Annotated in this window: 12 protein-coding genes; all 12 read left to right on the top strand. The window is 62.5% G+C overall.

Annotated elements, in window-relative coordinates; translation table 11 throughout:
• Positions 1 to 198, top strand: a 198-nt coding sequence (locus tag VGL01_RS09230; protein ID WP_331568573.1) for a FimV/HubP family polar landmark protein, incomplete at its 5' end; no start/stop codon positions are given.
• A 16-nt stretch (positions 199 to 214) separates the two neighbouring features.
• Entirely contained in the window at positions 215 to 1012 is a 798-nt protein-coding gene (gene truA / locus VGL01_RS09225) for a tRNA pseudouridine(38-40) synthase TruA (protein ID WP_331568571.1), read from the top strand.
• Between the two features lies 1 nt (position 1013).
• Positions 1014 to 1712: a phosphoribosylanthranilate isomerase gene (locus tag VGL01_RS09220; RefSeq protein ID WP_331568569.1), complete on the top strand. Its 699-nt coding sequence runs from the start codon at positions 1014 to 1016 to the stop codon at positions 1710 to 1712.
• A 61-nt stretch (positions 1713 to 1773) separates the two neighbouring features.
• Positions 1774 to 2967: a tryptophan synthase subunit beta gene (gene trpB / locus VGL01_RS09215; RefSeq protein ID WP_173256639.1), complete on the top strand. Its 1194-nt coding sequence runs from the start codon at positions 1774 to 1776 to the stop codon at positions 2965 to 2967.
• 11 nt (positions 2968 to 2978) lie between these two features.
• Positions 2979 to 3887, top strand: coding sequence for a DNA-methyltransferase (locus VGL01_RS09210; RefSeq protein WP_414720206.1), 909 nt, complete (start codon positions 2979 to 2981; stop codon positions 3885 to 3887).
• Positions 3888 to 3951: 64 nt separating this feature from the next.
• Complete coding sequence (gene trpA / locus VGL01_RS09205; RefSeq protein ID WP_331568567.1) at positions 3952 to 4752, top strand: tryptophan synthase subunit alpha; 801 nt, start codon at positions 3952 to 3954, stop codon at positions 4750 to 4752.
• 145 nt (positions 4753 to 4897) lie between these two features.
• Complete coding sequence (accD, locus tag VGL01_RS09200) at positions 4898 to 5770, top strand: acetyl-CoA carboxylase, carboxyltransferase subunit beta (RefSeq protein ID WP_331568565.1); 873 nt, start codon at positions 4898 to 4900, stop codon at positions 5768 to 5770.
• A complete protein-coding gene (folC, locus tag VGL01_RS09195) occupies positions 5767 to 7077 on the top strand; it encodes a bifunctional tetrahydrofolate synthase/dihydrofolate synthase (RefSeq protein ID WP_331568563.1) in 1311 nt (436 codons plus the stop codon). Before accD ends, folC begins: the two co-directional genes overlap by 4 nt.
• Positions 7078 to 7112: 35 nt before the next feature.
• On the top strand, positions 7113 to 7985 hold the full coding sequence (locus tag VGL01_RS09190; protein WP_331568561.1) for an SPOR domain-containing protein: 873 nt from the start codon (positions 7113 to 7115) through the stop codon (positions 7983 to 7985).
• 10 nt (positions 7986 to 7995) lie between these two features.
• Positions 7996 to 8490, top strand: a complete 495-nt coding sequence (locus tag VGL01_RS09185) for a CvpA family protein (RefSeq protein WP_331568559.1) — start codon at positions 7996 to 7998, stop codon at positions 8488 to 8490.
• Positions 8491 to 8514: 24 nt separating this feature from the next.
• Complete coding sequence (gene purF, locus VGL01_RS09180) at positions 8515 to 10062, top strand: amidophosphoribosyltransferase (RefSeq protein WP_331568557.1); 1548 nt, start codon at positions 8515 to 8517, stop codon at positions 10060 to 10062.
• Between the two features lie 225 nt (positions 10063 to 10287).
• A complete protein-coding gene (locus VGL01_RS09175; RefSeq protein ID WP_331568555.1) occupies positions 10288 to 12039 on the top strand; it encodes a hypothetical protein in 1752 nt (583 codons plus the stop codon).
• The last annotated feature ends 23 nt before the right edge of the window (positions 12040 to 12062 follow it).

The raw sequence follows: 12062 nt of genomic DNA, 5'->3' as shown, positions 1-12062 counted from the left end.
ACACCGCCGCAACCCGCGTTCACCCCCGAAGAGATTGCGAGGATCGCACGCAACAAGCTCGAGCTGGCGGCTGAATATATCGAGCTCGGCGATCTGGGCGGCGCCCGCACGCTGATCCATGAGGTGATCGAATCGAACGATCCGGCGACGCGAGACGACGCGCGTGCGCTGCTCGCGACGCTCGCGCCGCTTTCCTGAAGGACCGCGTCCGCCAATGCGCATCGCTCTGGGCATCCAATACGACGGCACGGCATTCAACGGCTGGCAATCGCAGCCGCACGGCAAGACCGTTCAGGACGTGCTCGAGCGCGCATTGGCCGAGTTCGCGCGTACGCCGCTGCAGACCGTCGTGGCCGGGCGAACCGATACGGGCGTGCACGGCCTCGGGCAGGTCGTTCATTTCGATACCGAACTCGACCGGACGGCATTTTCATGGGTGCGGGGCACGAACGCGTTCTTGCCGCGCACGGTAGCCGTGCAATGGGCGAAGCCCATGCCGGATACGTTTCACGCGCGGTTTTCCGCGTTCGAGCGCACCTACTACTATGTGTTGCATGTGCATCCGGTGCGCTCCCCGATGCTCGCGGGCCGCGCAGGCTGGATCCATACGCCGCTCGACATCGACGCGATGCGCGAGGCGTCGCGATGTCTGATCGGCGAGCACGATTTTTCGGCGTTTCGTTCGTCCGAGTGTCAGTCGAAAACGCCGGTCAAGCATCTGTATCAGATCGACATCCGGGCCGCGGGCGAGATCGTTCATTTGCGTTTTCGAGCCAACGCGTTCCTGCATCATATGGTGCGCAACCTGATGGGTTGCCTCGTGGCGGTCGGGCGGGGGCGCTATCCCGCCGCCTGGATGGCCGATGTGCTGGCGAGCCGGGACCGCGGCCGCGCAGCGCCCACTTTCATGCCCGAGGGGCTTTATCTGGCGCGCGTGGGATATCCCGAGCCGTTCGCGGTGCCGCCCGCGTCGCTCGGCAGCATGCCTTTCGGCGGTATTTGGAGCGAATGACATGAACTCAACGACAGCAGCCTCGCCGGAACCGGCAGGCCACATGCCGCATCGCACCCGCATCAAGCTGTGCGGGCTGTCGCGTCGCAGCGATATCGCGCTCGCGGTCGAGTTGGGTGCCGACGCGATCGGCCTCGTCTTCTACCCGCCGAGCCCGCGGGCGGTCGGCGTGGCCGAGGCGATCAACCTCGTGGCGGGATTGCCGCCTTTCGTGACGGCCGTCGGGCTGTTCGTCAACGCCACCGAGGAATGGATCGGCGAAGTGACCAGCAACGTGCCGCTTGGCATGCTGCAGTTCCACGGCGACGAGACGCCGGGGCAATGCGAACGGCTCGGCAACGTCGCCGGTTTGCCGTGGCTGCGCGCGCTACGCATCGCGGCCGAGACAACGCCGGCCGATTTGGTAGAATCGGCGCTTAACTATTCAGCAGCCGGCGGCCTGCTTTTCGATACCCATGTCGAAGGCTATGGCGGCGGCGGGAAGACTTTCGATTGGTCACTTATCCCTGCAGAGCTCGCGCGTCGGGCCGTTTTGAGTGGTGGGTTGAACGCGCAAAACGTCGGTGAGGCGATTCATCGCTTGCGCCCGTATGCGGTCGATGTCTCCAGCGGCATCGAAGTGCCGGGCGCCAAGGGCATGAAGGATCCTGCCCGAATGGCGGCATTCGTGCGCGCGGTGCGCGAGGCGGATGCTCAGTGAATCGACGCGGCGCGGCAAAGCCTTCAGTGGCCCGCGCGCCGCTTCTGCAAGAGTGACGAATATGTACAACCTTCCCGATCAGCAGGGCCATTTCGGCCCGTATGGCGGCACGTTCGTGGCCGAGACACTCGTTCACGCGCTCGATGAGCTGCGTGCTGCCTATGAACATTTTCGCCAGGACCCGGCGTTCATCGCCGAGTACGAGCGCGAGCTCAAATATTTCGTCGGCCGTCCTTCTCCGATCTATCACGCTCAGCGCTGGAGCGAGCTGCTCGGCGGTGCGCAGCTCTATTTGAAACGTGAAGATCTGAATCATACCGGCGCCCACAAGATCAACAACGTGATCGGTCAGGCGCTGCTGGCCAAGCGCATGGGCAAGGCACGTGTCATTGCCGAAACCGGCGCCGGCCAACACGGCGTGGCCACAGCGACGATCGCGGCCCGCTTCGGCATGGAGTGCGTCGTCTACATGGGCGCGGAAGACGTACGCCGGCAAGCGGCCAACGTCTATCGGATGAAGCTGCTCGGTGCGACGGTCGTCCCGGTCGAATCGGGCTCGCGCACGCTCAAGGATGCCCTCAACGAGGCGATGCGCGACTGGGTGACCCATGTCGAAAACACGTTCTACATCATCGGCACGGTGGCCGGGCCGCACCCGTACCCGATGATGGTGCGCGATTTCCAGCGCGTGATCGGCGATGAATGCCGCGTGCAGATGCCCGAGCTGACCGGTCGCCAGCCCGATGCCGTGATCGCGTGCGTCGGTGGCGGCTCGAACGCGATGGGCATCTTCTATCCTTACATCGACGATACCGCCGTGAAGCTCATCGGCGTCGAAGCAGCGGGCGATGGGCTCGAAACGGGGCGCCACGCCGCATCGCTGATCGGCGGCAGCCCGGGCGTGCTGCACGGCAACCGCACGTATTTGCTGCAGGACGACGACGGGCAGATCATCGAAACGCATTCGGTCTCGGCGGGGCTCGATTACCCGGGCGTCGGCCCTGAACATGCGTGGCTCAAGGATAGCGGCCGGGCGCAGTATGTCGCGATCACCGACGAAGAGGCGCTCAAGGCGTTTCACGACTGCTGCCGCATCGAAGGGATCATCCCGGCGCTCGAATCGAGCCATGCGCTTGCCTATGCAGCCAAGCTCGCCCCCACGCTGGCGCGTGACAAGTACCTGCTCGTGAACCTGTCCGGTCGCGGCGATAAGGACATGCACACGGTGGCCGAGCGCTCGGGCATCCGCTTTTAGAGCGCGCCGCGATGCGTGAGGTGATCGACGACTTCGAGGAGCCGCAGCCCGGCGCGGGCGGCACGCCCATGCCGGCGCCGGGCCGGGCGGCCGACCGCCCGCTTGCGGCCGCGCACGCGGCCCATGCGGGCATCGAGCTGCACAACCGCGATTTTCTGGTCGATGCGGCGAATCTGCCCGATGCATCGGTGGACCTCATCGTGGCCGATCCGCCTTACGCGCTCGGCAAGGACTACGGTAACGACTCGGACATGCTGACGGGTGAGGCATTCCTCGCCTGGACGCGCTGCTGGCTGGAGCTCGCCATCCCCAAGCTCAAAGCGACGGGTTCGCTCTACGTTTTTTGCACCTGGCAGTACGCGCCCGAGATTTTCTCGTTTCTCAAGACCAGGCTGACGATGGTCAACGAGATCATCTGGGACCGACGGGTGCCGAGCATGGGCGGCACGACGCGGCGTTTCACCTCGGTGCACGACAATATCGGGTTTTTCGCGGTATCGAAGCAGTATTACTTCGATCTCGATCCCGTGCGGATTCCGTACGACGCCGCAACGAAGAAAGCGCGTTCGCGCAAGCTGTTCGAAGGCAGCAAGTGGCTCGAGGTCGGCTATAACCCGAAGGATGTCTGGTCCGTGTCGCGCTTGCATCGCCAACATGCCGAGCGTGTCGATCACCCCACGCAAAAGCCGCTCGAGATCGTCGAGCGCATGGTGCTCGCGAGCTGTCCGCCGGGCGGACGCGTGTTGGACCCGTTCATGGGCAGCGGCACGACGGCCGTGGCCTGTGCGCGTCACGGACGCGAGTTCGTCGGCTACGAGATCAACGAAACTTATTGCGCAATCGCGCGCGAGCGCGTGGGCGCGGTCAGGCGCGAGCCTTTGGCTGCAACCGCCGCGGTGCCTGAGTCGATGCCCCGATGACCCGCGGTGCCGCTTCGTTCACGCCCACGGCACGACCGGCGCAACCCTTACAAGAGAACTCATCATGTCCCGTATTGAAAAAACATTCGCGGCGCTTGCCGAGCAAGGCCGCAAGGGGTTGATCCCGTTCATGACGGCGGGCGACCCCGATCCCGCCCGGACAGTCGAATTCATGCACGCGCTGGTGGCGGGCGGTGCCGATGTCATCGAGCTCGGCGTGCCGTTTTCGGATCCGATGGCCGATGGCCCCGTGATTCAGCGTTCGTCGGAGCGCGCATTGGCGCGAGGCGTCTCGCTGCGCAATGTGTTGGACGACGTGAAGCGCTTTCGCGAGCGCGACAGCGAGACCCCCGTGGTGCTGATGGGCTATGCGAATCCGATCGAGCACATGGGCACGGCAGCGTTCGCGGCGGCCGCGACGAAAGCCGGTGTCGACGGCGTGCTCGTCGTCGACTATCCGCCCGAGGAGTCGATCGATTTCGCGGCGGCGATGCGCTCGGCCGGCATCGATCCGATCTTCCTGCTTGCGCCGACTTCGACGGACGAACGGATTGCATCCGTCGGCAAGGTGGCGAGCGGTTACGTCTACTACGTCTCGCTCAAAGGCGTGACGGGAGCGGCAAATCTGGACGTTTCCAGCATCGCGAGTAAAATCCCGGCCATCAAGTCGCATGTTCGGCTGCCGGTCGGCGTGGGTTTCGGCATCCGCGATGCCAGTACGGCTCGTGCGGTGGCCGAGGTTTCCGATGCCGTCGTGATCGGCAGCCGTATCGTGCAATTGCTCGAAGAAACACCGCCCGAGGCCGCCGCGAGCGCGCTGACGGCGTTCGTCGCCGAGGTGCGTCGCGCCCTCGACGGACAGTAGCCGCGAAAAATCACAAATGGGGCGGGATCTTTTCCGGTCCACGCGACGCACGAGCGGTGCCCGAAGAATGCCAAGAACGTTAACCGACGCCGGCCTGCCCGAGACGGGGCAGGCCGCGGCCGGGAGACCATTGAAAGGAACGAGTATGAGCTGGCTCGACAAACTGCTGCCACCGAAGATCAAACAGACCGACCCGAAAAGCCGCAAGGGCATTCCGGAAGGGCTCTGGGTGAAATGCCCCTCGTGCGAAGCGGTGTTGTATCGCAACGACGTGGAAGCGAATCTGCATGTTTGCCCGAAGTGCAGCCATCACATGCGTATCGGCGCGCGGGCGCGACTCGATGCACTGCTCGATGCCGAAGGCCGCTATGAAATCGGTCAGGAGATCGTGCCGGTCGACGCGCTCAAATTCAAGGACAGCCGCAAGTACCCGGACCGCATCAAGGATGCGATGGACGACACGGGCGAAACCGACGCGATGGTGGTCATGGGCGGTGCCATTCATACGCTGCCGGTCGTGGTCTCCTGCTTCGAGTTCGCGTTCATGGGCGGCTCGATGGGTTCGGTCGTCGGCGAGCGCTTCGTGCGCGGGGCCCAAAATGCGCTCGAGCAGCAGGTGCCGTTCATCTGCGTGACGGCGTCGGGCGGCGCCCGCATGCAGGAAAGCCTGTTGTCGCTGATGCAAATGGCGAAGACGACGGCCATGCTGACGAAGCTGTCCGAGGCCAAGCTGCCTTTCATTTCCGTGCTGACCGATCCGACGATGGGCGGCGTGTCGGCCAGTTTCGCGTTTCTGGGGGATGTGGTCATCGCCGAGCCGAAGGCGCTGATCGGCTTTGCCGGGCCGCGCGTGATCGAGCAGACAGTGCGCGAAAAACTGCCGGAAGGGTTCCAGCGCGCCGAATTCCTGCTGCAAAAAGGTGCGATCGACATGATTGTCGACCGGCGCAAGCTGCGCGAAGAGCTGGCGCGGCTGATCGCTTTGCTCACGCGCCAGCCGGCGGATGCGGTCGCGTGACGACTTACGCCAGTCTCGACGCCTGGCTCGCGCATCTCGAGTCGGCGCACCCCGTCGGCATCGACATGGGGCTCGCCCGGATCGGCAAGGTCAAGGAGGCGCTCGGCCTGAGCTTCGCGTGCCCGGTCATCACGGTCGGCGGCACGAACGGCAAGGGCTCGACCTGCGCGATTCTCGAATCGATTCTGCTGCGCGCCGGCTATAAGGTCGGATGCCATACGTCGCCGCACCTGCTCCAATTCAACGAGCGCGCGCGCATCAACGGGGAAAACGCGGCCGATGCCGTGCTGCTGCCGCATTTCGAAGCAGTCGAGGCGGCACGCACGAGCCTGCCCGAGCCGGTTTCGCTGACCTACTTCGAATTCACGACACTCGCGATCATGCATTGCTTCGCGGCGAGCGGGCTCGATGCGGTGATTCTCGAAGTCGGGCTCGGCGGGCGGCTCGATGCGGTCAATATCGTGGATGCCGATTGCGCGGTGGTGACGAGCATCGATCTCGATCATGTCGACTATCTCGGCGATACGCGCGAGAAAATCGGCTTCGAGAAGGCCGGCATTTTTCGGGGCGGCAGACCGGCGATCTGCGCCGATCCGGCGCCTCCGCAGACGCTCGTCAACCACGCGGCCGCCATCGGCGCCGAGCTGTGGCTCTTTGGACGCGATTTCCGCTACGAAGGCCAGGCCGGCAGCGAGCGCCAGCAATGGAGCTATGTTGGACCGACGATGCGACGCTCCGCGCTCGCCTATCCGGCGTTGCGCGGCGCGAACCAGCTGATCAACACATCGGCGGCGCTGGCTGCGCTCGAGGCGCTGCGCGAGCGGCTGCCCGTTTCAGCGCAGGACGTGCGCCTCGGACTGGCCAACGTCGAATTGCCGGGACGCTTTCAGGTGCTGCCCGGACGGCCGGCGATCGTGCTCGACGTCGCCCACAACCCCCACGCGGCTGCCGCGCTTGCGCAAAACCTCGGCGGCATGGGCTTTTTCCGCTACACCTATGCCGTGTTCGGAGCCATGCGCGACAAGGATATCGCCGGTGTCGTCAAGCATCTGAAAGGTGAAGTCGACCACTGGTGCGTGACGGATCTGCCGACACCGCGCGCCGCTTCGGCCGAAGCGCTCGAAGCCGAACTGCGCGGCCTGGGCATCGCCGATGGGCCCGACAGCAGCGTCAAGCGCTTTGCAACGCCGGCGCTGGCGTTCGAAGATGCCGTAAGCCGAGCGACGGACGATGATAGAATCGTGGTTTTCGGCAGTTTCTTCACGGTCGGCGGCGTGATGGCCTACCGCAAGTCGCGGCAACATTGACCGGATTCGGGCGCGGGCCAGGATTTCAGCAATTCATGGGACTTTTTTCGTTCGGCAATAAAGACGACGCGCCGCGTCGGCGTGGCGCCAATGTCCGATCGGCGCGCACCGAAGGCAGCCGCCGTCGCACCGAGCGCGCGGCCGATGCGGACGCGATGCTGCTCGATCCCACACTTCCCGAAAAGCAGCGTGCTCGGCGCCGGCTCGTCGGCGCAATTGCGCTCGTGATCGGGGCCGTCGTGGTTCTGCCGATGGTGCTCGATTCGCACCCGAGGCCTGTAACTGACGATATCGCCATCGATATCCCCAACCGCCCCGCCACGGTGCCCTCGCATGCAAACGACGATACGGCTCGCAAACGCGACGTGACGGCGGACGTGGCACCGGATAGCGCGAGCGGCGCGGCTGCCGCAGCGGCAAGCGCGTCGGCGGCACGCTCTGTAACCCGCACCGAGGAAACCGGCGGCTCGGACAAATCCACTCCATCCGACAAATCGGACAAAGCGGCGCAGCCCGCCGTGAAATCGGCCGGTGCGGCCCGTAGCCAAGGTTCCTCGAAAGCCGCTGGGTCGGCCGCAAAGACCTCGTCCGGCAAAGAGGCCACCGCCGCGGCCGATGCCACGAACGCGACGACGAATGAGCCGAATACCGGTTCGGCAGCGGCAACGGCCGCGCCGGGTGCGCGCTTTGCGGTGCAACTCGGCGTATTTGCCGACGACGCGAACGCGAAGCGGTGGGAAAGCAAGCTCAAGGCGGCCGGCGTGCCGGCCTATATCGAACATCGCAAGCAAGCGGATGGCTCGACACGCTCGATGCTGCGCGCGGGGCCGTTCGCCGATCGGGCGGCGGCGTCCTCGGCCATCGCCAAGGTGCGTGAAGCCGGGCTGACGGCCAATTCGGCGCAGTGACGGCGTGGCGATGCTGACTGCGTTCGATTATGCCGCGCTGGCCGTGATCGGCCTGTCGGCGCTGCGTGGCGCGTGGCGCGGCCTGCTTGCGGAGGTATTTGGGCTGATTGGCTGGGTGGCGGCTTTTTTTGTGGCCAGCCGCTATGTTGGGGTCCTGGTGCCCTATATTCCAGCTAACTGGCCGGGTGGCGCGTTGACGCAGTGGTTATTGGCGTTCGCGGCGGTCATGGTGGGCGTGGTGCTCGTCGCCGGCATCGTGAGCGCGCTGATTTCGCGCCTCGTTGCGGCAAGCGGGTTGGACGGCGTGGACCGTTCGCTCGGCATGATGTTCGGGATCGTGCGCGGGATCCTGCTGGTTCTCGTGCTCGTCGTGCTGGCGGGGTTGACCGATCTGCCGAAACAGGAATTCTGGCGTAACGCTTTGCTGCGGCCCTATGCCGTGGAAGGCGTGCACAAGCTGAAACCGCTGCTTCCCGAGGCGCTTGCTCAGTACGTGCGAATCTGATTTCGTATCTTTGAAGGACCTGCCATGTGCGGCATCGTAGGCGTAGTCTCTCACTCTCCCGTCAACCAGCTGATCTACGACAGTCTGCTGCTTTTGCAGCATCGCGGCCAGGACGCAGCCGGCATCGCGACGGCGAACGGCAGTACATTCCACATGTCGAAAGCCAACGGAATGGTCCGCGACGTGTTCCGCACGCGCAACATGCGCAGCCTGCCGGGCACTTCGGGCATCGGGCAGGTGCGCTATCCGACGGCCGGCTCGGCATCGAGCGAAGAGGAGGCCCAGCCGTTTTACGTGAACGCGCCTTTCGGCATCATCCTCGCGCATAACGGCAATCTCACGAATTGGCAGCAGCTGAAAGACGAGATGTTTCGTATCGATCGGCGCCACGTGAACACGAATTCCGACACCGAAGTCTTGCTGAACGTGCTCGCGCACGAGGTGCAGCTTGCGACATCGGGCCTTCAGCTCGACCCGGCGACGGTTTTCAAGGCCGTTGCCGGCGTGCATCGCCGCGTACGCGGCTCCTACGCCATCGTTTCGTTGATCGCGGGCTACGGCCTGCTTGCCTTCCGGGATCCGTTCGGCATTCGTCCGCTTTGCATCGGCAAGCTCGAAACGGACGAGGGCGTCGAGTGGATGGTGGCCTCGGAATCGGTTGCCGTCGAGGGCATCGGCTTCGAATTCGTGCGCGATGTTGCGCCCGGCGAAGCGATCTTCATCGATCAGGAAGGCCGGCTGCACGCTCAGCAGTGCTCGGACAAACCGAGCCTCAATCCCTGCATCTTCGAATACGTCTATCTCGCGCGGCCCGATTCGGTGCTCGATGGCGTGCCGGTCTATAACGTGCGGCTGCGCATGGGCGATTATCTTGCCGAAAAGATCAAGCGCGAGTTGCCCGATGTGCCGATCGACGTAGTCATGCCAATTCCCGATTCGTCGCGGCCTGCGGCGATGCAGGTGGCCGCGAAGCTCGGCATCGAGTATCGCGAGGGTTTTTTCAAGAACCGTTATGTCGGCCGCACGTTCATCATGCCCGGTCAGGCTGTGCGCAAGAAATCGGTCCGCCAGAAGCTCAACGCCATGGCGATCGAATTCAAGGGCAAGAATGTGCTGATCGTCGACGATTCGATCGTACGCGGCACGACCTCGCATGAAATCGTCCAAATGGCGCGCGATGCGGGCGCGAACAAAGTCATCTTTGCCTCCGCGGCACCGCCGGTGAAGTTTCCGAACGTCTACGGCATCGACATGCCCACGCGCGGCGAGCTCGTCGCGCATGGCCGTACGGATGATGAAGTCGCGAAGATCATCGGCGCGGATCACCTCGTTTATCAGGATGTCGAAGCGTTGAAGCAGGCGGTGCGCGATATCAATCCGTCGCTTGCCCGTTTCGAGGCATCGTGTTTCGATGGCGATTACATCACCGGCGATATCACGACCGAATATCTCGACGTCATCGAACGCGCACGGACGGAGCCGGCATCGCAAGCCGACCGCGACTCGGCCGGGGATGTCAACGACAGCACCGTGACACGGTCCCAGCTGCATTTGCAGTTGTCGGTGGAGTGAGTCGGACCGGGATCATACCCGGGCCGTTCGCCTGAACGATTTCAACGAAGCCCGCTTCGGCCAATGCCGAAGCGGGCTTTTCTCATGTATGGCTCGGCATTTCAAGTCCGGCCGGATCGTAGGCGATTGCGCCGCGAATCTCGCGCCGGTCGCCAGACTCCGCAAATAACGATCCTATTAAAACCGTTGGGATAGATCCACTTCAACCGGATGTATCGTGGTTCCATGCCGTCGAAAATCGGCGCCGGGCCTGGAATCCGCGCAGGCTCGCTCCAGCAAAAGGATTGCTGGCAGACCTTTCCGGAGATCGAGAAAATGGAAGACCAACAAGTGGAATCTAACGGTTCGACGAGCGCAACGATCGAGCACCGGGCCGCTACGTCGAAGGCGCCAGGCGGCAACCCCCTCGGCGATCCGACACCTCGCGTTGATACGATTGTGTACGAAGGGCAGAAAGTGCCGATCAGTATCAACACGAATAACCTGGCCGGCGATAGCTATACCGACGTCCAATTCTGCGTGGCTGTGGATGACGAGAAACATCCATTGCAGAATCCAGATGGTATAAGCCCGACGGGCACTGCGGTCCATCCGGATTCGATGGGTAAGTTGATTCAGCCAGTGGTTGCCGGTCAATCTGACTACGGAATCGACATTGTTATCCAAGGCAAAGGGGGTGAAATTGCGACTTGGAACGTCTATATCACGGGGAGTGGGGCAACCCCCCCGACCCCGCTGAAATATAATCCCGACGTCCAATATGTAACCAAGGATGTGTCTCTCAACCCGCTTTGGGCGTATGAATTCTTGCTGCCGGGAAACAATACGCAGGCGACTAACGATGACGGACTGCACATCAGCGCTTACCAGGTCATGGACGAAACGGGCGCTGCGGTGCAGAAGCCGTTTTCCGCGAGAATCTTCCTGAGCCCGGGTAGCGAGCAAGCTGATCTGACGTGCCTCCACTTCTTCGACGCAAGCAAAACCGAAATTCGCCCCACTGCCGACAAGCAGTCGGTATGGATCGATAGCGACGCGCAGGGCGTACTCGACTTCTACGTTACAGCGAATACGCCGCTCACGAGTTGGAACCTCGTGACGCTGACCATGGACGTCGGAACGGAGGGCATCGTCCTTCCGGGGCTGATCATCGTCGATCTCGCACAAGTTCCGAAGGATGCGCAAGTGGATCCCCCGGCGATCGACGGGGCGAGCGGTCAGGTCAATATCGACCCGTCCGGTCCGCCGATGGGTGTCATCGTGCCAAGTACCACCATTTCGAATGGGCAAATACACGTCGACGATACATTGTTCCTCGGCGTCAATGGAACCATCCTGCCGGAAACGGGAAAGAAAGTCGTGCCCAACGACAAAAATTTGATCCTGAGCAACCAGCCATTTTTTCAAATCGCTCCAAGTTTGTTGAACTATTCGAATACGGGTGGCGATAATAAGATGCTGATTTTGATCGTTAGGCCAGAAAATGGAGCGGTCAAATCGACAGAATACACGTTCTCTGCATTTGGGGATGAAGGTGATTCTGGAACTGTCTCGCCATTCCCGGTTGGTGATCAGAAATTTCCTCCGTTGAGCATTGTCGAGTTTAACGCGAGCCATGTCATCAATGCGCAAGATATCAAAAATGGTCTTACCGCAAAAATCAGCTGGGCATCATGGTTGCCGCAATACAAGCCTAGCTTGAATGACACGTTTACGATCTATGGTCTGATCGCAGGATATGATCGCTTTAGTAATTTTACGCCTGTGATCTTTAATGTTACGAGTCTCCCTGTAACGCAGGACAATCTCAACAGTGACTCTATCGAGACGCGGATCGACTCGCCAAGCCTGCGAGGATGGAGCGTTGGTCCTAATGGAGAGAAATCCACCATCATTTTCCAATTCAAGGCGGGCAACGAATACTCGAAAGCAACGCCTCAATACACGATCTATACGCTCCGTGCCGGCGGGGTATGACAAACGTATCGCGGTGCGGCCTG

Origin of the sequence: Trinickia sp., from assembly GCF_036503415.1 — a bacterium.
Classification (GTDB): domain Bacteria; phylum Pseudomonadota; class Gammaproteobacteria; order Burkholderiales; family Burkholderiaceae; genus Trinickia.
The sequence above is the reverse complement of the archived record's forward strand: the minus strand, read 5'-3'. Positions and strand labels throughout refer to the sequence as shown.